Here is a 25,297-nt window from a genome sequence, read left to right as displayed (position 1 = left end):
TTTGATACCCTACTTTCAATTTTAATTAATCAGCGTCATAATAATCCCTTGAATAACACCAATAATACCACCAAGAACGAAACCTAATACTGTAATCATTTTAAATTCTTTTTTTGAAATGCCCAGTACTAAATCTTCAAGTACTTCAACAGGGAATGTATCTACTTGTTCACGTACTACTTCTTCTAAATTTAATCGTTTTAAGACATCTTCCAGTTTCGCTTCTGCTTGTACAAAAGCATTGTCAACTACCTGTGGTACAACATTTTGTTGCATCCACTCAGCACCATGTGCCCAATAATGTACAATTGGCTGGTCTAAACGATTTTCAATTCTCAATTCATTCTTCACATAGTTTTGAACCGCTTTTGTTGTCGAATTAAAATCTAAATCGCCAACTAGTTGAGTAACCGTTTGATCTTGTAATTTAACCCATTCATTCGTTAACATATTCGAAACGAGCACAAATGTGCCATCTGCATTAAGAAATTTTTTAATTTCTTTTTGAGCTTTGTTAACTATTGATGAAGAATCGCCTAAGAACATTTGAATCATACCACCAAGCGTTCCTTTTGTATCAAGGAAATCATCAATTAATCGTTTAATCGTTTGATTGCCTTCTTCTGATTCAAAATAAACATCGCCTTTATTTAAAATATAGCGAGCGATATCTGGAATTTTCGTATTCGCCTTATCTTGCCATCTTTCAGGTAAAAGCTCGCGAACCGTTTTTGTAGATAGGACATTTTGTACTTTATCTACTTGATCAATGATTAAAGCATCAACTTTTTCTTCAATCGCTAAGTGGATGTTTTCAACACCCGCTTGCTTCAGCCAGTCATTGATTGTTTTATCGTCTGTAAACAAAGTTGTTTCTATTTTTTCATTTAACCATTGTTCAATTTTCAATCGAATATCATTTGAAAAGAACTTTTTACGGAATGTCTCAGGTGTGAGTAAATAATTCACTACTGTTTTTCCTAGTTGTTTTGCTAAATCATCTCGGCGTTTTGGAATTAAACCTGGTGTAAATGGTACACGCCAAGAACCAATATAAATTGCTTTATAAGGTCTAAAGAGCATTTTAATCGCTAAATGATTCGTAAATCCACCAATAACTGCTCCAATGACAGCCATGAATAGTATTGTTACGAACACACCCATATTCTTCACCCATTTCTTCAAAAACTCTCCTACATTATAACAGACAGTCAAGTAGGTGAGAATTAATAGCTATTGAAGTTAGGGATTTCATTCAATTTATAGGGAATTGTAAATTGTTGAAAAGCGTATTGCATGTTCCATATCATCTTGCATAGCAATAAAGAATGGGTATTGCCCTTGTTGAAGTGGAGTATTTAAGAACATTTCTTTATATAAATCCGTCGCCTCAAGTTCTTCACCGATAGCCTCTTTCGCACAAGCCTTAAGATTTTTGCATGGTGGTCTTTTCGTTAAATTTTGTACATATTCTCCAGTCATCATATAATAAAGTTGTTGGAACATCTCATAATGACATTTCTCGTCTGTTATTGCATGCTCGATATAAGATTTCCATGTAGGATCCTTCGTCAGCCCAAGCATCGATTTGTACCAAAAATACATCTGATATTTATCTTGAATCGCTTTCTTTAGCTGTTCTTCAAACATACCGCCATCTCCTATACGCTTTTTCACACTATATGCGAACGGGACCGGCACTATGAAAAGGGGTATACATATGATTCAACATTTCAGTTTCAAACCTTTGTTCGAAAATACAAAATTACCAGGCTGGCAAATCGCCTTCTTCTACAAGCATCAACGATACGAAGGCGAATATAAAAAAGACGGCTCCATCATCTGGTCCGGGTCAATACCACCAAATGAAGAAACCGTAAAAAAAATGATCCATGAACTAATGCTTTATCATGTATATGACTAATTAAATGCTGAAGCGGCCCGTTTAATGGAAGATAGCCTAAGTTCGCCACGTCCTGTGGCAACGGCTACATAACCAACTTCCTGTTGGCCCCTGACAAGCACTGGAAGGCTCGAATCAAAAGCATCACTTTAACTTTTGACCGAGAGACTGAAGTGACCTCGAAGGGCTGGCCGCTGAAGCTGGATATCTAACTAAATGCTTCAGGCGCTCGTTCAGCTGCGAGGTCGTTGGAAGGCGGAAGCCAAAGTCGCTCTTTGACTTTGATCGCCCGACTGAAACGACCCGAGCCGCTAGCGCCTGAAGCTGGATATCTAACTAAATGCTTCAGGCGCTCGTTCAGCTGCGAGGTCGTTACTTCTCATATCTATTTAAATAAGAAAAATCGATACTACGCAGAGCAAAATGACAAAATCCAAACTGACCTCAGACTAATTTCTCCTACATATTTTTTTCAGAAAATGAGCAGAGTACAAAATAGACAGCAGGATACTTTGACGTTTTTTCTGCTAATTCATTAGGATTATTATATAAATTCCAATCACCAATAGAAATATTTTGATCTTGCTTAGAATAAATCACTTGTGCTAACACCATATCTTGCCCTACCTTTACTTTTTCTGAAACAATATTTGCTGAACCAGAAGAGCCTGTTTTTGGCAGTTTGATATTACCTTCACTAGAATAAATCGCTTTATCATCTATTAAAGCGACTCTAACAATGGCGTTAGGTTTTCCATTTGGAAGTCTCCTGAAACTTACGACAAACTTCCCTTTTTCTTCAATTCCCACGCTAATAGCTACTGCATCCTTTTCTTTTAGTTGACCATATTCATATTTCTCTACCCATAATTTTACTGACTTCCACTTCTCATCAACTTTAAATTCATGTATAAATGTTGGATTATCACCATCACCAGTGACGGCTTGAATTAAACTTTTTTCACGTTTTGAGAGCTCTAAATGTTGAATATAGTTCTCGCTTAATTCTTTATCTACTTTCTCACTACACCCCGTTAATACAAAAACAGACAAACAAGCAGCTAATACTAATAGTATCTGTTTCATAAATATAACCCCCAGTTCATTGAATAGCCTTCCTTAATTCTCCACCAAAGTACATAAAAGGTAAATATTTCATTTAATTTATTGATATTTAAATAGGCTAATAAAATCATCGATTACTTAACTACAATTAAATATTTATGCCACAAAAAAAAGCATTATTAATAGAGAACTCCTCCAAGGAGCCCCAAATAATAATACCTTTAATAAGGCTAACTTGTAACTAAACTTTCAAATACTCTTCTCGCCACATAACAACTTCTTTTTCAACTAGTAGCTTCTCCAACTTATCATCCCATTGAGATAATAATGTATTCCATACTCGAACAAAAAGAAGGTCCTGTTCACGGTTGTATAAGATATATTCAAGACAAGGCACATCATTAATCTGGCGTGCTTCTTTTGATAAGATATCAGTAATGACTGTTTGTTCTTCACCTTCGTCTTCAGATGTACGGCTATTTTGCAGAACTTCTATTAACTCTTCCTCTACAAACTTTAATGTCTCCTCTGGTTCCTCTAAAGCATAACGAAACAGATCTGGTAACTCGTCATACTCATCCATCTGATCAATTTCCGCAGGCAAGAATGCTTCGTGGCAAGCACTGTAAAGCAACTGCTGTGTTTCTATTTCTTGCTCTTCTTCAAACACGCCATTTTCAAGTTGGATTTTACCTTTAGATGTTAAATGATAGTATTTCTCTCCTCTTTCAATTAGCCCTGTTTTCGTTAAATTTATGAGAAGGTCTTGAATGAAGAGATCCTCTACTAATAGTAATTCACCCAATTCGCTAGCATTTGAAATTTCAGCTTGTTGGAAAGTGAGTAGCATCATTTTCATCAATATATCCATCTTCAATCGCTTTACTGGTTGATAAGTGACATCAATTGATTGCACTGGCACGCACCAGATTGAGGTTTTTAAAATCTCTACTTTGCCATTTTGTAAAACTTCTCTTTTCAATCGTTTTTCTAACGCTTTCATACTTGGCTCTCCTTTCCACTTTACTGTTTTACATTGCCGTCTTGGTCACGGAGGCCATTTTGTTCTCTCACTGTTATTAATAATTGACTATACATTTCTCGCGCATTTTTCTGCTTCGCTCTTTGTGTAAACATTTCTGTACTACCTACAAGAATAAGTAGCTCCCTCGCACGCGATAGCGCTACATTTAATCGACGATAATCATTGGCGAAACCGATATCTCCACCTTTATGTTGCGTATTACGAACCATACTTACGATAATAACGTCCATTTCCATCCCTTGGAACTTATCAACAGTACCGGTGCGTAGATGTAAATGTTGTAGATTTAGCTCTTGCTGAATAAGGCGGTCAATTTTCTTAACTTGCTCCCCGTAAAAACTTATAACACCTATGCTTTTGCGTTCATCTTGTTTTATTTTCCCTGCCGCTTTAGCCATTTCAGTTGCATGGTCTAAATCTAATAGCATATGGCGAATTGTATCTAATTCACCTTGATTGAAACGACTTTTACCATTTTTCATTTGTTCTTCAAAATAAGGCTTTTCATTTGGCATATCTAGCCATAATAAGTGATCAGACCGTTTTACATAATGCCCCTCTAGGAAATGATCTCGAACGGTATCTGAATTGATTAGACCACATTGCAGTTGGTCATCTTCATTTTCATAAAAAGGGGTGATTGTCTTCATTATATCCTCGTGCATACGATATTGTATCGCTAGCATTTGTTTATTATCTCTAGGGAGGTTTTTGAAAAGGCGTTCGAATAAAGACTCTTTTAATAATTTTTTTAGTTCAGCACTTTCTTCTAGTGCGTCACTTTCTTCGATAATCGCTTTTAACGTTTCCTCTAATGTATCGTCTCCAACTAATGGCGGTAGCTGATGATGATCTCCTACGAGAATAATTTTTTTCCCTTTTAACATTGGCAGCAACAATTCTGGTGGTGTTGCTTTAGACACCTCATCGATAATAACGACATCAAATGTTGGATAATTATCCATGAATTCTTTTCGAGCTGAAGCTACACATGTTGTCCCAATAACATTGGCATGTCGTACATACATTTTTCGAATTTCATCTAAATCATGTTCATTGGCTTCTTGTAGTAATGTATACCATTGTTTTTGTAGCGCTTGTTTAATAGGTAGCTGTGCTTTGTTATGCTGGAGTTTTGTTTTTTTCTCTGTAAGCTTTTTAATAGCATAGTCTGCTTGTAATTGTTGGTCTTCATAATCTTGATCCAGGATTTCTTCCAAAGCTTTTAAATCCTTTTCCTGCTGTAAGCCTTGTGAATTAATCTCTTGAATTGCTAGTTTCTTTTCTTCAATGTCACTAGCTAAAGAAGTTCTTTCTTCCATTAACTTTTGGTGCTGTTGCTGCATTTGCTCTAATTGAGGGATGGTTTGTAAAACTGCTTGGTAGGTTGATTTAACATGCTGCTCCTCTATTTCTAACTTGTGTAATATTGCTGTTAGTTGCTCTGAATGGCTAGAGATAGGTACATCAGACAAACTTAACTTTAATTGTTCATATCTTTTTTGGAGCTGAGTTTGCTTATCTTTTAGTAGCATCCCTTTATTCGTTAAAGTACTTTTCTTTTGCTGTGCGTTAGCTAATACTTCAGTTGTTTGTTTAATCACTTCTCGCTTGATCATCTCAAATAATCTGACTGCTTCTTGTTTTAGTTGTTGTAGAATTGTACCTTGTTCCCATACAAACTTTCTTCTTAAATAAAGTCTTTCTAAATGCGGTTTTAACTGTACAGGGTTAACAACTTTTTGTGTTATTAAAAATTGCTTCATATAATCTATCGCTTCATGCACTTCTCGAATCGAATAGGATGAATAGCTATCTTCTGGACGTGCGTTAACTTGTTGCAAAATAATTTGAGAAGCTTGCCCCATTTGCTTCTCTACATAGTCAATCGCTGCTTTCAACTTATTATTTACAGCCATCCAATCATGATAACTTACCATTTGATTTTTAATTTTCTCTAATGCATTAATCTGGCGTTCAATGATAAAACCCATTGGAATGTCGTACTGTTGCATAAAATCAGTGAGTTCATCAACTTTAGTAAAGTCTTTCAACTCATGTTGCAATTGATGTAGTTCTAAAATGTTTTTTTGCCAAGTCATGTATTCTTTACGAGAATTGTTTAACTCTTCGTTAACTGCATTCAATTCTTCTTCAGCTTGACGATAAAGCAATTGATTTCTAGTAAGCCCTATTTCATCCGCTAATCGATTAGTTCGCTCAAGTAATTTTTCACTGGATTCATTTGCTTCAATGAAACGCTCTAACTCCTCTACCTTCAATAAAACATGCTCATATTTATTTGCTACTTCTCCAAAATGTTCTTCAAGGTCCCGAAGTTCTCTTCTATAAATACCCAACATTTTTTTTAGTTTTTGAATTTCGTTAGTTATTACTTCATAATCGAGTTTTGCCTGTTGTTGTTCTACTATTTTTTCCTTTATAAATATTAGCTGGGCTTTGAATTTTTGAAGTTCTTCCTCACATTTCTCTAATGTTGCAGTAAGCTCCGATTCTTGACTAGCATGCAACGTTAGCTCCTGCTCGATATCTTGTAACGTTTGCTCTCTCCAATACTCAGCCACATTTTCTTCAATAAATTTTTTGCCTTCTTCTTCAATACTTTCTGTTCGACCAAAGCGTAAAATGCGAATGTCTTTATTTGAAAGCAGTCGACTTAATGCATTATCAACAGCTAAGTTAGACTGAGAAGCTACTAATGTACGCAAACCTGCCTTCGCATTTTGCTGGCATATTTCTGAGATAACCGTTGTTTTACCAGTTCCTGGTGGACCTTGAATAACAAATAAATCTTCAGCTGACATTGCTCCAATCACAGCTTCTTGTTGAAATTCATTTAACCGGTTATGAAACTCTAGTTTAGCTCGCTTCTTCGGTGCTTGAATACGAGGTCGATCTTCAAATAAAATCTTTTCTAGATTGGCATTTGCAGCTAATCCTTTTTCTAAATCTGCAAACCCTCTACGTAGTCTACGAATCTGACTTAAAGTAGCAAAATTACTAAAGATGACTTCCTTTGTTTTTGGTTTTAGCTGATTTTTGCGCAGTTGCTCCCTTATATATGGACGTAGCTCAATTTCTACTGTTCTATTCGCGCGATTCACTTTCAATACTTCACCAAGTTCATCTCGAGAGCCTTTAAATTTCGCACTTAATCCTTTAGCTTTATTCCATTCATTATCCTTTAAACCACTACAATTTAATGTCATTCGACTGAAGTCTTCATTGACCGAAAGCTTTGAGAATGATGCTGTCATATCCTCAATCGTGGCATCACGCTCTTGTATTTTCAAATAACCTTCCCAGCTAGAAATACGTTTTCTAACATATTCTGAACGTTCTTCTGCTATTGGCAACTGGCGAATTTTAGAATGGAGTTCAATTGGTAATCCTACGGTATTCTTAGGGGCTGTCACGAACTCTAACTGTGTTGCAAATCTTCTATTTGTACGAACAGGGACTCTTGAACTGATAACACGGAAATTAGTTGCCAGTAGTCCTTCATATTTCACAATACAATTCATCACTACAACTTGACTATCTAGCTTTTCGGCAAGGTTCGTGTTGGCTACATTGTCAAAATAGATTGTAATCGCTGTCTCTCCTTGTGCAGAATTACTCATTCTTTCAATATGTACTAAAAACGATTTTTGAATATGAAAAAAAGCATGCTCATCTTTTGACCATGCTAAAATTCCTTCACGTGCTTTGTTTGTCATGATTAGGTTTGTGCGCACCGTTTCAATTTTAGCTACTACTTGTCCCATGAACATATCTTCCTCTCTTCGAAATTGGTCCCTTTTTAAAAACACTAATTTCTATAATAGCAGTTTTGCCATCGTATTTGAATTTTCGAATGTTAGAAAGGCGATGGTAATTGATGTATTAAAGAAAAATTAATGAAAGAACTATAAAAAACACCTACATGTTGTTTTTATATCAAGCACAACAAGTAGATGTTCTTATTCTTATGTTTTCCTCATTCCACTGAGAGTTTTTTTTTGCGTCCAAACACCAAATAAAAATAGGTAGAAGCAATCAGATACAATATGCCTGTAATCGTAAAGGTATAAGCATATCCCCAATAATGCCCAAACTTCGTAACAAAAAATGCAGCTGGCAGACCCATTGATGCCCAGCCAACTTGGAATACCATCTGATTGACTGAATTCCCTAACCCTTTATATTTATCATGCACAATTTCCATAGCAATGGCTGATTGGATCGGGTTCGCTGCATTCATCAATGCTTGGCGGAATAAAAAACCAATCGATGCTACAAATAAAGAATTTGTAAACGCAGTTAAAAATAAAAATGGAATGGATAAAAACTGAAATATGATAATAGCTCTAACTTCACCTACACGTTTAACTAATGCAGGTCCTATCAACATTGCAACAGCTGTCATTGCTGATCCTAATGCTAAAATAAGTCCTATGTATGTATTGGATGCATTAAAACGATTAGCGAAATACAAATTTAAATATGGAATGACCAGCCCTGATCCTATACCAATAATCAATTGAGCTATCCCAAATAGTACAATGATTCTTATATTTTCTTTGAAGCTCGCGCTTTTTTCTGATACTTTTACTATATTTTTATTAATAGATGTTGATTCTATAACAACTTTACTTTCCATCTTCAAGCGGAACAATGGAAATAATCCAATGACGAAGAATGCGACACCACTATAAAGCGATACCCGAATTCCTTCAACAGCAGACAATTCCATAAGAAAACTTGCGCAGTCAGCTACAACTCCACCAAGTAAATTCCCAATAAAACCTGCAATTGTCATGATTGAAAAGTGAATACTAAATAATTTCATTCTTTCTGAAGCCTTGGAGTTTTCAGCTAAAAATGGTACCCCTGAAACTTGAGCTACAGCCCACACAATGCCTGTAGCGAATGCTGACCAAAGCATCGGTTGTTCAACAGTGACAATGCTTCTATAGAAAAATGTAATTGCTGTTAATCCTGTTCCGATAATAAGCGCCCACTTACGTCCAAATCGATCACTTAGGAGACCAGCTGGAATTAGCATAATAGCTGTTGCTAACGCTGTCATCGCAATAACATTTCCATTAACAGCTTCCTTCATACCTAATTCCTTAATATATAAATTGTACATTACACTGAATATGCCCATTCCTATTTGGATTAGTATATTCCCAACCATGAACAACTTAATATTTCGATTAAAAGATTTGATACTATGTAACCAATCTTGCCACCAGCTCAGGATTGACACCTACTTTCACATAGCTAATTAATTCGTCTCCCTAAATATACGAGTATCGGCAAACATTTGCAATAGCTACATGCTTCAAATACACTAATCTTAATAAAAGTACTTATTACAGTTCTTGAATCGGAGGAAACGTTTGTATGCCAGAAGTAGTTTATTATTTATTCTTCTCCTTTTTCGTGTCACTACTTATTAGTGGCATATTAAATGTATTTTTGGAAACCACTTCAAAATTGAACTGGCTTACCTCTATTACCTTTTGCGCCGTTCTTTCTATTTTCATCGCCACTATAATGCACTGATTTTTCCATTAAAAGAGACCCTTCAATTGCTTGAGCATTTGAAGGGTCTTCATATTAACTAATATTTTTTTCACCTGATTGTAGTTTATACATTTGTTCATAACGTCCACCTTGTTTCAGTAGCTCATCATGAGTACCCTGTTCTACAATTTCACCACGGTCTAATACTAAAATGCGATCTGCATTTTTAATAGTAGAAAGTCTATGTGCGATGATAAATGTCGTACGTCCTTTTTTCAATACATCCATTGCGTGCTGAATGATTTCTTCAGTTTCCGTATCTATATTGGAAGTTGCTTCATCAAGGATTAATATCGCAGGGTCAAAGGCAAGCGCTCTGGCAAATGAAATTAACTGACGTTGTCCCGAAGATAATGTACTACCTTTCTCAATCACAGGTTCATCTAAACCCTTCGGTAAATTTTTCAAAACGCGTTCACCACCAACTGCATCCAATGCTTTCTGTACTGTATCACGCGTAATTCTAGGATCTCCTAAACTAACATTCGATTCAATCGTACCTGTAAATAAATAAGGATCTTGCAATACAATTCCCATATGCTCTCGAATGGTTTGACGAGAATGCTCTTTAATATTGATACCGTCAATTGTAATCGCACCTTTTGAAACGTCATAAAAACTGAAAAGTAAATTCATGATAGAACTTTTCCCAGAGCCCGTATGACCAACAAGCGCGACTGTCTCTCCTTGCTTCGCTTCAAAATCAATATCCTTCAGCACATATTCTTGCTCCTTATAAGCAAACCACACATGCTCGAAGCGAACATTTCCTTTATATCGTGGTATACGTTTATCGACTACAGGCTCCCCTGGTTGATCTAATAGTTCAAAGACACGCTCTGCTGCAACGTTTGCTCTTTCTAAGCGAGCCAACTGATTAACGATACCAGTTACAGGATTAAATAATCGTGTAATATAATCAACAAAAGCGTATAGCATACCGACTGAAATAGCAGCTGCACCATTCATTTCAGCACTGCCAAAATACCAGATAAAAAGTACAAATGTAAGCGAACGAATAACGCCTACTAAATTGTGAGATGTAGCTGCATCTAATATAAGCAGCTTATTTTGATAACGATAATGCTCTTCATTTAGTGCCGCAAATTCATCTTCAATTTGTTTTTCGCGACTAAAAGCTTGAATAATAGTCATCCCATTAATCGATTCGTTGATCATACCGTTCATATCAGATACTTTTCCTCGTACAATATGATTGTACTTAGAAGCATACTTACGATACACAATCGTCCAAACAATTAAAATTGGAATAACAAATAATGCGATTAATGCCATCTTCCAATCAAGGAAGAATAACGCGATATAAATCCCGAAGATCGTCATAAAGCTCGCTGCAAACTGTGAGACTACCGTTACAAACAAATCACGAATAGCTTCCGTATCATTTGTAACACGCGCAACCACTTTTCCGGCAGGCAAATTATCAAAATAACGAATCGGCAATGTTTGGATATGCTCATAGACTTCATTGCGCATTTTTTGAATTATACGATTTGCACCCATTTGAAGTAAAAGATACTGACCGTATCTAAAAATAGCGGCAACAACTGCTAATCCGAAGAATACAGCCAATAAAATTGCAATCGGCTGAAAATCAATACCTGCGACTTCTGCTTTTGCAATATGATCATCAATAATTTTCTTTGCTACTAATGGTCCCGCTAAATCTGCGGCAACTGCAATAGCTAATAATAACAGGCCTGAAATAAGTAGCTTTTTGTACATTAAAGCATATTGAAATAATCGTTTACCAGTACCCATTATTTCACCCCCTCAACTTGCTGACGGTCATGCTGTTCTTTGTACCAGCCCTCTTCTTCAAGCAATGTTTGATGTGTACCTTCTTCAACGATGCGACCATCCTCTAATACAATGACCCAATCCGCATGTTGAATTGCCGATAAGCGGTGTGTCACAATTATGGTCGTTTTGTCACTTCTAGCTGTTTGGATATTTTGAATAATTGTTGCTTCTGTTTTAGCATCCACTGCTGACAAGGAATCATCTAAAATTAATATTTCTGGATCACGAATTAATGCGCGAGCAATTGAAATACGTTGCTTTTGCCCTCCCGATAACGAAACCCCTTTTTCTCCAACTAATGTTTGCAAACCGAGTGGTAGCATTTCTAAATCACGCTCGAAGTTTGCTAAACGGATTGCTTCATGTAATTCGTCCTCTGTCGCATCTGATTTACCAAACAAAATATTCTCTTTCACTGTTCTAGAAAATAGTACGTGGTCTTGAGGTACATAGCCTATCCAGTTACGAACCTGTTCCTTTGTTTGATCATGAATAGGACTATTTGAGACAAATAGATCTCCTTCACCATTTGGATATTCACGTAATAGCTGTTTAACGACAGTCGTCTTTCCACTACCTGTTTTCCCAACAATTCCTAGCGTTTGCCCCTTTTTCAAAGAAACTTCAAGGTTTGCCAGGTTAATAGAAGATGATTGTGGATATTGGAATGTCACATCTTTGAATACAATAGACTCCGGATTTTGAATGATTGTTGGCGTTTTTGGATCAACAACATCTTCTTTCTCGTCTAATGTTTCTTGTACACGATCAAGTGATGCATTCCCACGTTGCATAACATTGATGAGTTCTCCAATCGCAAACATTGGCCATACGATCATACCTAGATATACATTAAATGTAACTAGCTCACCTAAAGTCATTTCTTGCTTAGACACTAAATAAGCACCAAAACCAAGACCAATCATATAGCTAAGTCCAGTTAAAATTTTTGTAATTGGATTAAATAATGCATCAATTTTCTCAACATGCATATTTTTTTTGTAAACGTCTTCTGTCATTTCACTAAATTGTTGCTCTGTAGCACGTTCTTGAACGTATGCACGAACAACACGGACACCCTCTACAGCTTCAAGTACGCTATCATTCATTTCACCAAACACGTCTTGGGCTTTCATATAACGCTCATGAATTCTCTTACCAAGAATTTGCATAACGACTGCTAATATCGGTAATGGCAATATAGCTGCTATTGTTAGCTTCCATGAAACAAGGAATCCCATTGTTAGTAAAATTGTTAATAAGTATAAAGTCGAATCAATTAACGTCATAATACCAAAACCAGCTGTTTCTGAGACAGCACGTAAATCATTTGTCGCTCTCGCCATCAAATCTCCTGTACGATTTCGTTCATAAAAAGGTGGAGACATTTTCAAAAACTTTGTCATGAGCTTTGATCTCAGCTTACGTTCAATTACATTCGCTCCACCAAACAATTGATATTGCCATATAAAGTTGACGACATATGACAATACCAAAATGACTAGCATAGCAGCAATATAAAACATAAGGGAATGACTTGTTAATGTTTCTGAGTGGATAGCATCAATCGATTGACCAATAATCCACGGTGGCGTCACTTCAATTACATTAGCCACTAGTAACAATGCGATGGCTATTGCGTACCGCTTTCGATTTTCTTTAAAAAACCATTTTAATTTAAATAAGACCTCAAACATTTATTATTCCTACTTTCTTATTCTGTTTTTACACTAACCGTCTTCAATCGAATCCTTATTAAATTTCTTTTTCCGCTTTTGAATAAACATATTCAGCTCTCCTTTTATAATTTGGCACTCGTAATTCACTTAAAAAGGCAACAAAAAAAGCGCACACCCCTTTCAGAGCATACGCTTTAAAAAAGATACAGGTATCTACACCCATACCAATTAGTTATAAAAGTTAAATTACAGACTTAATTGCTGAATAGGTAGGTGTGGATTCATTATTTAATTGTTTAAATAAACTTCTTAACTTTTTCATAATCCATACCTCCTTTTCCATAAATTATTTAGTGCCTCTCAATATTAGCACTCCGAATTTTGAATTGTCAATACTTTTAGAATAAATTGAGTAATTTAATTATATTCTTACTTTTGACGATATTTCTTACTTCAATAAACAATTATTATTAATAGTCAAAACAAATCATGTAGATGATTTGTTTTTTCAACTTAGTTGTCATATCATTGTATTACTTAACTATTTTTTATATTACAGGAGGTGTACACTTTGTTCTCTCCCCTCATTTGGGTCTGGAACAAAGGAAGTCTTTGGACATAGCCATACGGTTGACAGCATTTGCTGTCTTGATCGCATGTTCGGCTTTTTTCGTAGCAACTGAATTTTCTATCGTTAAAGTCAGAACAACTCGAATTGATCAGCTTATAGCTGAGGGTAACAAAAAAGCATTAAAAGCAAAAAAAGTAGTATCTAATTTGGATGAATATTTATCCGCTTGTCAGTTGGGAATTACGATTACTTCTTTAGGGCTTGGTTGGCTCGGTGAAGAAACAGTCTCGATTTTATTGAGACCGATATTTGATTTGTTCGCACTTGAAGGAAGTGTGACATCCGTTCTATCCTTCGTGTTGTCATTCTCTATCGTGACATTTGTTCACGTTGTAGTTGGTGAATTAGCACCAAAAACACTAGCCATTCAGAAGGCAGAATCTGTAGCATTAGCAACAGCTGGTCCTTTAATTACATTCCACAACATCATGTATCCATTTATTAAAGCATTAAACTTCTCTGCTCGTTCATTGTCTTCACTTTTCGGTTTAAAGGATGTATCTGAATCAGAAGTGGCAATGACAGAAGAAGAATTACGTATGATTTTATCGGATAGTTTGAAAAGCGGTGAAATAAATCAGTCTGAATATAAATATGTGAATAGCATTTTTGAATTCGACGATCGTATTGCCAAAGAAATTATGGTACCTCGTACTGAAATCATTGGTATTGAAAAAGAAATGACTCTTAGAGAAGTCTTCGAAGTGATGGGTGTTGAGCAGTATACACGCTACCCTATTATTGATGGAGACAAAGACCATATTATAGGTCTCGTCAATATGAAGCACCTTTTAACTGCTTACATTAAAGACCCAACTAATGGTTCAAAATTAGTAACGGAATATATGCAACCTATCATTCGCGTCATCGAAACAATCCCAGTTAGTGACTTATTGTTGAAAATTCAACGAGAACGTATTCATATGGCCATTTTAATGGATGAATACGGTGGTACATCTGGTCTTGTAACAATCGAAGATATTATCGAAGAAATTGTCGGTGATATTCGAGACGAGTTTGATGCAGACGAGATTCCTGAAGTTCGTAAAGTAGATGAGAACCATTTTATCTTTGATGCCAAAATGTTAATTGAAAACGTAAATGATTTCCTTAAAATTGACATCAATGAAGATGATATCGATACTATCGGCGGTTGGTTTATGACCAAAAACTTCGATGCCGTTAAAGGCGAAGCAATTACTGAACAAGGTTATGAATTTATCGTAAAAGAAGTAGATGGTCATCATATCTTATACTTAGAAGTTATTAAGTTACCAGATGAATCCAACAACGAATCACTAGAAGATGAAAATTCATCTTCTGAATAATATTTATGAAAATTTAACAAGAAACGACGCACACTACTATAAGTGTGCGTCGTTTTGTATTGCCTAGAAATTTTGCAGGGGGGAAACATTGTGGAGTTATACACAAATTTAAGACAAGGGGAAAGAGGCGCTTGGCTAAGTATTGCCACTTATCTCATACTCAGCACCGCGAAGCTTACCATTGGTTTTATCGGTGCATCCACTGCATTAAAAGCTGATGGACTAAATAATACTACAGATATAATCGCTTCTGTTGCCGTTCTGATTGGATTACGTATTTCACAAAAGCCACCAGATGGGGATCACCACTACGGTCATTTAAGAGCCGAAACGGTAGCTTCCCTTGTAGCATCATTCATCATGGCAGTCGTTGGACTACAAGTGTTATTCAATTCAGGCAAAAGCTTTATCGAAAACAACCACTCTTCCCCTTCCCTGCTAACAGCAGTTGTCGCTATTATTAGTGGTATTATTATGTACATTGTTTATCGATATAATTTAAAGTTATCTGAACGCACTAAAAGTTCAGCTGTAAAAGCAGCTGCTCTTGATAACCGTTCAGATGCGCTTGTCAGTTTTGGTACTGCAATTGGTATTTTAGGTGCTATCGTTGGGTTTCCGATAATTGATTCCATTACCGCCATTATCGTTGGTATTATCATAATTAAAACAGCCTATGAAATATTTTTTGAAGCTGTTCATACATTAACTGACGGCTTTGACGAAGAAGAGGTTGAAACGTTATCCACTCTTGTCCGTAATGTTGATGGTGTTATTCATCTCATAGATTTAAAAGGACGTAATCATGGGAATATGGTGTTTGTAGATTTAACGGTCACTGTTAATCCTGAGCTAAATGTTTGGAAAAGCCATCAAATTACCGAAGATATTGAAAATACGATACGTCTAGTAAAACCATTGACAGTAGTACTTGTTCATATTGAACCAGATGGTTTAGTACATGAGCATAATACTGGTTTAATGTAATTTTTTGATAATAATTGAATATTTATGTTGACTTTATTTTTCCATTTTGTTAATCTAATAACAACTTTAAGGAAAGCAGGTGAGGTTTTATGACAAATTTAATGAGCATTGCATCAACGCAAATCGGTTTGTTACAAAATACTCGCCATCCGTATGCTTTTTAAGGATACTTTCTTTTATTGTGCGTGTATAAACTGTAGCTGCCGATTTGCAGCTACAGTTTTTTTATTTTTAATGCTGAAGGCGCTCGTTTAGCGGCGAGGTCGTTGGAAGGCGGAAACCAAAGTCGTTCTTTGACTTTGAGTACCCGACTGAAACGACCCGAGCAGTTAGCGCCTGAAGCTGGATAACTAGATTAAATGCTGAGGACCCTTTCAAGAAAATTAATCGCCTCAGCTCAATATCTCTACACACACAATAGGAGGATTTACAAATGACAAAATTACAAGATTTCGGTTGGAATACAACTTGGGAAGAAAAATATAAAATTGCCCAAGCTTCAAATAAATTAGCAAAAACAATTCCCGGACGTGTATTGCTAGAGCATAAGCACTCCTACCGTGTTATCACAGAACAAGGTGAATGGCTTTCTACTCCATCTGGCAGCTTCCAACATACTGCTTTTGAACGTCGTGACTTCCCTGCAGTTGGTGATTGGGTTTTAGTTGAGCAAATGCCCGGTGAAGAAAAAGCGATTATTCATGCCGTATTACCGCGTACCTCTTTGTTCTCCCGCAAAGCTGCAGGATTAACTACTGCGGAACAATTAATAGCGGTCAATGTTGACATCGTTTTTTTAATCATGAGTTTGAACTTAGATTTTAATCTTCGACGTTTAGAGCGCTATTTAATCGCTGCTTGGGACTCAGGTGCCACACCAATCATCGTATTAACGAAAAAAGATTTATGTGAAGATGTCACACCCTTTATTCAAGAAGCAGAATCTGTTGCTTTTGGCGTACCCATCTATACAGTAAGTAGTTTTACTGGTGAAGGCATTAATGAGCTTCAACAATTATTAGTTGATGGTAAGACAGCTGCACTTTTAGGTTCATCTGGTGTTGGTAAATCATCTTTAACCAATGCACTATGTGGCACTGAAGTAATGTTTGTCCAAGAAGTTCGTGAGGATGATGATAAAGGTCGCCATACGACAACACACCGAGAACTATTCAAAATTCCAGGTGGCGGCTTATTAATTGATACCCCGGGAATGCGTGAATTCCAATTATGGGATCAAAGTGAAAGCTTAGATAGCAGTTTTAAAGATATAGAAGAACTTTCATCTCAGTGCCGCTTTAGAGATTGTGAACACAAGCGTGAACCTGGATGCGCAGTACAAAATGCAATTCATGAGGGTACACTAACTAACGAACGATACAATAGCTATATAAAGTTAAAGCGAGAATTAGCTTATATCGAAAGAAAGACTAACGCTCAAGCACAAATTGCTGAACGTAATAAATGGAAACAGGTTTCAAAAACCTTACGCCAAAAACCACAGAAAAAACGTTAAAAAAAGCTGTCCTATCAGTCATTTCAATGACTAAGGGACAGCTTTTTCTCTTATTGTTGCTCACTCGATTCAGTTAACCCATGTTTGACTGCATAAAGTGCAGCTTGAGTACGATCTTGTACTTCCAATTTTGAAAAAATATTCGAAATATGTGTCTTCACAGTTTTTTCTGTAACAAAAAGTGAGGATGCAATTTCTCTATTACTCTTTCCTTTTGTTAATTCAGCTAGAACATCACGTTCTCGAGGTGTCAAAGTATGCTTCATATGTGGCAAATCTTCTTGCATCTCTCGACTTTTAATAAGTTGAGTTGTCGCTTGTGGATGCAATGTATTTTCTCCTGCCATTATTCTACGGATTGATGTCACCAGTTCATCTGGTTCAATATCTTTTAACTGGTAACCTGCAGCCCCTGCTTCAATTGCAGGAATGACATGGTCACTATCCGAAAAACTCGTCAGCATTAGTACCTGTGTGTCAGGAAATTTTGCCTTAATACGTTTTGTAGCTTGGATACCATCTAATTCAGGCATAACTAAATCCATTAAAACGATATCTGGCTTTAATTCCGACGTTAATGCTACTGCTTCTTTACCATTTTGTGCTTCACCAATAACCTCGATGTCCTTTTGCGTTTTCAGAAAAAATAATAATCCTCTTCTTACAACATGGTGATCGTCTGCGATTAATACTCTAATCATCGAAATCCCCCTTAATATGGTAGACGGATTAAAATTTCCGTTCCTCTTCCAATATTACTCACCCAATCAACTTTACCGCCAAGTGCCTTTGCACGATCTCGCATGCTTTGCAAACCGATTGATGGCAATTTCACAAGAGAGTCAACTTGGAATCCTCTACCTTCATCTTTAATAACTAATAGCACATCTGACTGTGTAATAATGACAAAAATCTCTGCGTCCTTAACACCCGAATGCTTACGCACGTTATTTAGTGCTTCCTGTGTAATACGAAATAACGTTTCTTCCACCCGGGAAGGTAATTGTAAAACACCCGATACATTCACAGAAAGGTTTATACCTAACATTTCAGCATAACCTTTAATCGCCTCCATTAGACCACTCTCTAAACCTTTAGGGCGTAACTGCCAAATTAAAGCACGCATTTCTGTTAAGGCTTCTTGTGTTAAATTCTGAATTTCCTTAAACGTTTCCTTCATTTCTGGTTGCTCAGCCATTTCAATTCCGGCACGAGATGTTAACGTAACAGAGAATAATAATTGATTCACTGAATCATGTAAATCTCTCGCCAATCGATTTCTCTCTTCAACTAGTGCCATCTGCTGTTCTTGTTTTGTTAGTAAAATTCGTTTTATTGCGGATCCCATTTGGAAGGCAACTGATTCTAAAAGAGCTAGCTCGTCATCAGAAAAACTGACAGTATTTGGCGTAGCTACATTTAATAGCCCAAAACGCTCTTGTCCAGATTGCAAGGGTACTGTGGCATGATGGGTAATGCCCCCATCACCCTCTAGTTCAGCAGCATTGGCGCTTTCAATGCGCTGACATTCAATAATATTCGAAGCTTTTTTTAATTCATTATTTCGATAACGTGATACGCACCAACAACCGCCTTTTTCTAAAAAGTGACAGTTATTATGCTTTAAAGCTTGTGGCAAATTTTCATGCGCTATGAGCTCATGTCTACCTTTTTTATTGATAAAAAATACCCAACCTGTTTCAAAATTCGTACCTGCTAAAAACTTTCTCAGAGCACCTTGTAACATTGCTTGAATTTCAGTTTCTTCATTTAGAAGTTCGGCAATTTCCTTGAGTAAACTAATGTTCGAATGATCATTTTGCTGCATGTAATTGCCGCCTTCCTTTTTTCATCTATAAATATATTGTACCTACTATGATACCACTGCCTGTCATACATTCGCATGAAATAGCTCTCATTCTTTTGACCGAGAAAATAAAAAAAGCACCTTTTCTATTCATGAAATAAAGTGGTATAAATTTATTATTCTTTTGAATATTGTTAACGATATACATCATGAGGAAGGTCTTACATATGAGCAACAATACTATCTTGGTTTTGACGACGCAAAACTTCGAAATCGACATCATCGATGAACACTCAGCCTCATGCTTATAATAATTAGTACCAATAATGATGGATGTCAAATTAAATTGACGAGCCGAATCTTTTCGTGCATCATAAAGACGTTGTACTACCTTTATGCGGTAATAATCGGGGTCGTCTACTATAACTTCTATTCCGTATAAATTATAGCCAAATGGATTATCATTGTTAATATAATAATAATCCTTGTATGCCGGTCATCATATTCATCAAGGTTAATTATGAGACTTGAGCAAGAACCAATTATGTTAACTTCTAATTCCGGAGCGCTTTTAGGAAAAATGCATAAGTTCCTATTTAATTGTTCATGCCCCATGGTTCCATTCCGAGAAATGATCTTTGTTTAATTTCTCTTGAAATGTAGTCATACTGTGTCATTGGACGAATAATCACACTTTTTTTAAATAGTAACAACCGATCTAGTTGTTCAGAAGTTGAAATGCCTCTTTCACAAGATTGCCTTTTTTATAAAAGAGAAGTTTTTGTCAAGGATAAAATATTTTACATGTATATTCATTCCCTCTATAATTCAAAGGGAAATACTCTAATACTAGGAGATTTTTTTATGACAAAAAAAGTTGAGAATAGTTTACTATTCATATGGATCGTCTCATTGGTCGCAATGCTTGGCTCCCTATTTTTTTCAGAAATTCAACAGTACGAACCTTGTAAGCTTTGTTGGTATCAACGTATTTTAATGTACCCAATTGTCCTCATCACAACAGTAGCTTATATTCAAAAAAATGCACGTATTGCTGTAACTTTAGCTGTTTTTTCTATAATCGGTGGCTGTATTTCCATCTACCATTACGGTATTCAAAAATTCGAATTTTTAACTAGCTCTGCAATAACATGTGGCCGTGTACCTTGCACAGGGGAATACATCAATTGGTTTGGCTTCATCACCATACCATTCCTTGCTTTAACAGCATTCGTCTTAATCGCAGGAGCAAGCTTTTACATGTTAAAAGCATCTAAGGAGGAAAAATAATTGAAAAAGCTACTAATCATTGCCGGCGTAATTGTTGTCTTATTTGGACTAATCATCGTCTTAAACAACCAAGGAAACGAAGCAAAATTAAAAGATAATCCTTACGGTACTAATGATTTAAAACAATCAACAATTGATTTACTTAGCGATAAAAACTATCAAAACATCATTACACCGACAGAACTTGAGAAAAAGCTATCTAAAGGCGACCCAACAGTGGTATACTTCTTCAGTCCAGAGTGTACACATTGTAGAGCTGCAACACCTAAATTAATGCCATTAGCAAAAAAATTAGGTGTACACATCGATCAATTGAATTTACTGGAGTATGAAAACTTATTTGACAAGTACGGCATCGAAGGCACACCTACACTTTCTTATTTTAAAGATGGTAAGGAGATTCAACGTATGGCAGGCGATGCAGACGAGGCTACTTTCGAAGCATTCCTAAAACAAACTGATCTCGTGAAATAATACAACTAGAAAGGATTATGTTGTACAAACAACATAATCCTTCTTTTTAATGGAGGAATATTAATGAAACAATCTTGGACATTCACTATTCTACAAGATAACCAAACTATCGAAGAACTACTACGTGAACAATGGAAGCTAGGCAAAAAAACTGTACATGAATTACGCATGACAAAAGCCATTTCAGACACAAACGGCGAACTTCTACAATGGAAAGACCCTCGTCCAAAAGGTATGGAAATTGTCATAACTATGGATGTACCAGAATCTTCATATGAAGCAACTCGTGAATGCGAAGTTAAAGTAGTATACGAAGATCCACATTGCTTAATCGTTTCTAAACCAAAAGGTATGGCTACACATCCAAATGACGTTTGGGATCGTTTTACTTGCATGAATCATGTTATGAAATATATACAAGAACAAGGCGGAGTATACGCAGAGCATGTGCATCGACTAGACCAAGGTACAGCTGGACTTTTACTTGTTGCAAAACACCCAATCGCAAAATCTATTTTCGATCGCTTACTAGAAGAGAAGAAAATCCTTCGCGTATATGAAGCAGAAGTTCAAGGTCATATGAAAGAACGCAAAGGGACAATTCGTGAAGCAATTGCCAAAGATCGCCACCACGGTACCCGCCGACGCGTAGCTCCCGAAGGTCAAATGGCTATAACTAATTTTGAAGTCGTACGTCATCTGCAATACTCAACAATCGTCAACCTTGTATTAGAAACTGGACGTACTCATCAAATTCGTGTACACCTTTCACATATCGGTCATCCAATTGTAGGAGATACTTTATATGATGCAAGAGAAACTGCTTCTGGCGATTATTCTTTACACGCAAGAAAACTCCAATTTACTCATCCATTCACAGATAAGAAAATGGAGATTATTGATCAATAAATATTTACATAGTATCTCTGAGCAGTTTATTGCTCGGAGATGCTTTTTTATTTGGAGATTTCGGTAGGGATTGGTGTTACTTGCTTTAGCTTTGGCGCTTCTCGTTCTGGCTTTAGCTCTACTCGCTCCCGCTTTGGCGCTACTCACTCATGCTTTAGCTCTACTCACCCTAGCTTTGGCGCTACTCACTGGCTTTAGCTCTACTCACTCTAGCTTTGGCGCTACTCGCTCTTTCTTTAGCTCTACTCACTCTAGCTTTGGCGCTACTCACTGGCTTTAGCTCTACTCACTCTAGCTTTGGCGCTTCTCACTCTAGCTTTGGCTCTACTCACTCTAGCTTTGGCGCTTCTCACTCTAGCTTTGCCACTACTCGCTCTTTCTTTAGCGCTTCTCAAGCAATAAAATAAAAAAACGCGAGAAGAAAACACAACATTTTCTTCTCGCGTTTTTTATTCTTCTAGCACATTTCCTAAAACATACCTCTTTAGAATTCATGCTAAATATACGTTTTCCCATGTTTCAACTTGGCGAACGCCTTCAACATTAAAATTTAAAACTAAAGTTATCTGGATCTGCTCCTGTTCTTTCGTCTTTGTTTAGTGCGCTGATTAATTGCATGTCTTCGTTTGTAAGTTCGAAATCGAATACTTGAGCATTTGCTTTTATACGACTTGGTGTTACTGATTTCGGAATAACAATATTACCCAGTTGTAAATGCCAACGAATTACTACTTGTGCTGAAGATTTTCCGTATTTTTGGCCAATACTAGTGATAGTTGTATCATCTATAATTTTACCTCTAGCTAATGGAGACCATGCTGTAACGGCGATGTCATTTGATGTACAGAAGTTACGTACTTCTACTTGTGTTAAGTATGGGTGCACTTCAATTTGGTTGACCATTGGTTTAACATTAGCTGTAGCAAATATTTCTTCTAGATGGTGAATCTGATGGTTAGAAACACCCGTTGCGCGAAGTAGTTTTTCATCATATAAGCGTTCAATTGCACGATATGTGTCTTTGAATTTATCAGGTACTGCCCAGTGAGTTAAATATAAATCTAAGTAATCCATATCTAATTTCTTTAATGAAGTCTCGAAAGCGCGTAAAGTTTCATCATATCCCTGATCAGCGTTCCAAACTTTTGATGTAATGAATAAATCTTCACGTTTCACATTAGAAGCTTTGACTGCTTCCCCTACTTCTACTTCATTGTTATATAGTGAAGCTGTGTCAATTGCAATATACCCTGTATCAATTGCAGTGGTCATCGCTTGAATCGCTTCTTCGCGATCAGTCATTTTGTACACACCAAGTCCAAAACGTGGCATTTCCACGCCGTTATGTAGTGTTTTTGTAGATGTAATATTCAACACATCGCACAACTCCTTCTAATTGATAATTTCATTATACAAATGTAATCAAATTATTTCGAGAATAAAGACTTTGGGAAAACAGTTGATTTCTCATATAGAAATCATTAATATATTCTTGTTATTTCTCTAAAATGCATAAATATCATATTTAATGTCATAAAAATTGTTTTTTTCCAAGGAAGAGGGTATTAAAATGTTTCGTTTAAAGGAAAATGGAACGAATGTTAAGACGGAACTTATAGCAGGAATAACCACATTCTTTACTATGATATACATTGTTGTTGTGAATCCAAGTATGTTATCTGCATCTGGGGTTCCACTTGACCAAGTTTTCATAGCGACAATAATTGCCATCGTTATAGGTACTTTATGGATGTCACTATTTGCGAATTATCCACTCGTTATCGGGCCAAGTATTGGGTTAAATGCATATTTTACTTACTCAATCGTCGTATCATCAGAAGGCAACATTGATTATTTAACCGGGTTTGCTGCTGTGTTTGTATCTGGTATTATTTTCGTTCTGTTATCACTAACACCACTACGTGAAAAATTAATTTTAGCAATTCCTGAGAATTTAAAACGTGCAATTGCTGCTGGTATTGGTTTATTTATTGCTTTCCTAGGCTTGCGTATGGGGAATATTATTGTCGATAGTGAAAGTAACTTAGTGATGCTAGGTGATTTAACTTCTCCAGGCGTGCTACTAACATTATTCGGTTTATTTGTTACAGTAATATTAATGGTACGAAATGTTAGTGGCGCCCTATTTATTGGTATGTTTATTACAGGTATTGTTGCAACTTTAACAAATCAATTGCATATTGAAAAGGTGGTTGCAGTTCCTCATCTTCCTGAAGGCATATTAGTCTGGAACCCGATTGAAGCAATCGGCCAGGTTATTTCTTATGGATTATACGGCGTTGTATTTTCGTTCATTTTAGTTACACTATTTGATACGACTGGGACTATGATTGGGGTTGCGAAACAAGCGGGTTTAATGAAAGATGGTAAATTACCACGCGCTCGCAAAGCATTGTTAGCCGACTCAGTTGCTACAACTTTTGGTGCTATGTTTGGGACAAGTCCAACTACGGCATTTATTGAATCTTCTGCCGGGGTTGCTGCTGGTGGCCGTACAGGTTTAACGAGTTTAACTGTCGCTATTCTATTTGTCGCTGCTTCATTCTTTGGACCTTTAGTTAGTGCTATATCAGGGGTTTCTGCGATTACTTCACCAATATTAATCATCGTTGGTACGTTGATGATTGGTTCTATTAAAGAAATCGAATGGGAGAAATTCGAAGAGGCTTTCCCTGCATTTTTAATTATTTTAATCATGCCGCTTACTTCAAGTATTGCGACAGGAATTGCCTTCGGATTTATCTCTTACCCTATTCTAAAAATAGCGAAAGGCGAGGCAAAAAAAGTACATCCTTTACTTTATGTATTTGCTATTTTGTTTGCATTCCAATTAACTTTCTTATCTTAATCATACAAAAAAATGCCCACTGCATATTTAGATGCAATGGGCATTTTTTAATCACGTGGATGAATTGATGGTGCTTTATCTGATTGTACAGGATCTTGTACGCGACCATCACGCTCAAGCTCCTCACCATCACGCATTTTATCCATCTGCTTGCCTAATTGTTTTAGCTCCTCCATAGAAGTTGCCATTGAGCCGTTTTCTGGTTGCTTTTCATTGTTATCCATATTATCCGCTCCTTTAACAAAAATGCATTACTTAGGAATTATTAGCACCTTTCTTTCATCCTATTCGATTAATATGTACATTGCAAATAATAAAGAACGATTTCTGCCATAATTTTATAACTGCTAATATTTCATTTTTATATAAAGTAGG

General features: G+C 36.4%; 20 protein-coding genes. 8 read left to right on the top strand and 12 right to left on the bottom strand.

Going from position 1 to position 25,297, the window contains the following annotated elements:
• Nucleotides 1–21 precede the first annotated feature (21 nt).
• Nucleotides 22–1,164 (bottom strand): DUF445 domain-containing protein, encoded by a 1,143-nt coding sequence (locus MHH98_RS03275; RefSeq protein ID WP_038189151.1) that lies wholly within the window; start codon nt 1,162–1,164, stop codon nt 22–24.
• 96 nt (nt 1,165–1,260) lie between these two features.
• A complete protein-coding gene (locus tag MHH98_RS03270) occupies nt 1,261–1,650 on the bottom strand; it encodes a ferritin-like domain-containing protein (RefSeq protein ID WP_038189042.1) in 390 nt (129 codons plus the stop codon).
• Between the two features lie 70 nt (nt 1,651–1,720).
• On the opposite strand from MHH98_RS03270, the gene MHH98_RS03265 reads away from it, so the two are divergent.
• Nucleotides 1,721–1,924 carry a YheE family protein gene (locus MHH98_RS03265; RefSeq protein WP_038189043.1) on the top strand — a complete coding sequence of 68 codons (204 nt, stop codon included), beginning with the start codon at nt 1,721–1,723 and terminating at the stop codon, nt 1,922–1,924.
• Between the two features lie 438 nt (nt 1,925–2,362).
• Here the strand turns inward: MHH98_RS03265 and MHH98_RS03260 are convergent, their stop codons facing one another.
• From MHH98_RS03260 to MHH98_RS03235, 6 genes are all read right to left on the bottom strand, one after another.
• Nucleotides 2,363–2,989, bottom strand: a complete 627-nt coding sequence (locus MHH98_RS03260) for a hypothetical protein (RefSeq protein ID WP_076034451.1) — start codon at nt 2,987–2,989, stop codon at nt 2,363–2,365.
• 220 nt (nt 2,990–3,209) lie between these two features.
• Nucleotides 3,210–3,971, bottom strand: a complete 762-nt coding sequence (locus tag MHH98_RS03255) for a hypothetical protein (RefSeq protein WP_038189045.1) — start codon at nt 3,969–3,971, stop codon at nt 3,210–3,212.
• A 20-nt stretch (nt 3,972–3,991) separates the two neighbouring features.
• On the bottom strand, nt 3,992–7,801 hold the full coding sequence (locus tag MHH98_RS03250) for an AAA domain-containing protein (RefSeq protein ID WP_038189046.1): 3,810 nt from the start codon (nt 7,799–7,801) through the stop codon (nt 3,992–3,994).
• Between the two features lie 212 nt (nt 7,802–8,013).
• Entirely contained in the window at nt 8,014–9,279 is a 1,266-nt protein-coding gene (locus tag MHH98_RS03245; RefSeq protein WP_038189154.1) for an MFS transporter, read from the bottom strand.
• Between the two features lie 362 nt (nt 9,280–9,641).
• Entirely contained in the window at nt 9,642–11,390 is a 1,749-nt protein-coding gene (locus tag MHH98_RS03240; RefSeq protein WP_038189047.1) for an ABC transporter ATP-binding protein, read from the bottom strand.
• The gene (locus MHH98_RS03235; RefSeq protein ID WP_038189048.1) at nt 11,390–13,129 is read right to left on the bottom strand and encodes an ABC transporter ATP-binding protein; all 1,740 of its coding nucleotides are present in this window, start codon (nt 13,127–13,129) and stop codon (nt 11,390–11,392) included. Before MHH98_RS03235 ends, MHH98_RS03240 begins: the two co-directional genes overlap by 1 nt.
• Nucleotides 13,130–13,723: 594 nt before the next feature.
• Here MHH98_RS03235 and MHH98_RS03230 point away from each other — a divergent pair.
• From MHH98_RS03230 to rsgA, 3 genes are all read left to right on the top strand, one after another.
• Nucleotides 13,724–15,070, top strand: a complete 1,347-nt coding sequence (locus MHH98_RS03230) for a hemolysin family protein (RefSeq protein ID WP_038189157.1) — start codon at nt 13,724–13,726, stop codon at nt 15,068–15,070.
• 90 nt (nt 15,071–15,160) lie between these two features.
• Nucleotides 15,161–16,057 carry a cation diffusion facilitator family transporter gene (locus tag MHH98_RS03225; protein ID WP_038189049.1) on the top strand — a complete coding sequence of 299 codons (897 nt, stop codon included), beginning with the start codon at nt 15,161–15,163 and terminating at the stop codon, nt 16,055–16,057.
• A 433-nt stretch (nt 16,058–16,490) separates the two neighbouring features.
• On the top strand, nt 16,491–17,573 hold the full coding sequence (gene rsgA, locus MHH98_RS03220) for a ribosome small subunit-dependent GTPase A (RefSeq protein ID WP_038189050.1): 1,083 nt from the start codon (nt 16,491–16,493) through the stop codon (nt 17,571–17,573).
• 50 nt (nt 17,574–17,623) lie between these two features.
• Here the strand turns inward: rsgA and MHH98_RS03215 are convergent, their stop codons facing one another.
• Together MHH98_RS03215 and MHH98_RS03210 are read right to left on the bottom strand one after the other, a co-directional pair.
• Nucleotides 17,624–18,274 carry a response regulator transcription factor gene (locus tag MHH98_RS03215; protein WP_038189051.1) on the bottom strand — a complete coding sequence of 217 codons (651 nt, stop codon included), beginning with the start codon at nt 18,272–18,274 and terminating at the stop codon, nt 17,624–17,626.
• 11 nt (nt 18,275–18,285) lie between these two features.
• On the bottom strand, nt 18,286–19,401 hold the full coding sequence (locus MHH98_RS03210) for a GAF domain-containing sensor histidine kinase (RefSeq protein ID WP_038189052.1): 1,116 nt from the start codon (nt 19,399–19,401) through the stop codon (nt 18,286–18,288).
• 843 nt (nt 19,402–20,244) lie between these two features.
• Between MHH98_RS03210 and MHH98_RS03205 the strand changes: the two genes are divergently transcribed.
• From MHH98_RS03205 to MHH98_RS03195, 3 genes are all read left to right on the top strand, one after another.
• Complete coding sequence (locus MHH98_RS03205) at nt 20,245–20,670, top strand: disulfide oxidoreductase (RefSeq protein WP_076034448.1); 426 nt, start codon at nt 20,245–20,247, stop codon at nt 20,668–20,670.
• Nucleotides 20,671–21,144, top strand: coding sequence for a thioredoxin family protein (locus MHH98_RS03200; protein ID WP_038189055.1), 474 nt, complete (start codon nt 20,671–20,673; stop codon nt 21,142–21,144).
• Between the two features lie 63 nt (nt 21,145–21,207).
• Complete coding sequence (locus MHH98_RS03195; RefSeq protein ID WP_038189057.1) at nt 21,208–22,053, top strand: RluA family pseudouridine synthase; 846 nt, start codon at nt 21,208–21,210, stop codon at nt 22,051–22,053.
• A 543-nt stretch (nt 22,054–22,596) separates the two neighbouring features.
• On the opposite strand, the gene MHH98_RS03190 is transcribed toward MHH98_RS03195, so the two are convergent.
• Nucleotides 22,597–23,427, bottom strand: a complete 831-nt coding sequence (locus MHH98_RS03190) for an aldo/keto reductase (RefSeq protein ID WP_038189171.1) — start codon at nt 23,425–23,427, stop codon at nt 22,597–22,599.
• Nucleotides 23,428–23,623: 196 nt separating this feature from the next.
• Between MHH98_RS03190 and MHH98_RS03185 the strand changes: the two genes are divergently transcribed.
• The gene (locus tag MHH98_RS03185) at nt 23,624–24,922 is read left to right on the top strand and encodes an NCS2 family permease (RefSeq protein ID WP_038189059.1); all 1,299 of its coding nucleotides are present in this window, start codon (nt 23,624–23,626) and stop codon (nt 24,920–24,922) included.
• 47 nt (nt 24,923–24,969) lie between these two features.
• Here the strand turns inward: MHH98_RS03185 and MHH98_RS03180 are convergent, their stop codons facing one another.
• The gene (locus tag MHH98_RS03180) at nt 24,970–25,146 is read right to left on the bottom strand and encodes a hypothetical protein (protein WP_164491935.1); all 177 of its coding nucleotides are present in this window, start codon (nt 25,144–25,146) and stop codon (nt 24,970–24,972) included.
• Between the last annotated feature and the right edge of the window lie 151 nt (nt 25,147–25,297).

Source organism: Viridibacillus sp. FSL H8-0110 (assembly GCF_038003565.1).
Classification (GTDB): domain Bacteria; phylum Bacillota; class Bacilli; order Bacillales_A; family Planococcaceae; genus Viridibacillus; species Viridibacillus arenosi.
The sequence above is the reverse complement of the archived record's forward strand: the minus strand, read 5'-3'. Positions and strand labels throughout refer to the sequence as shown.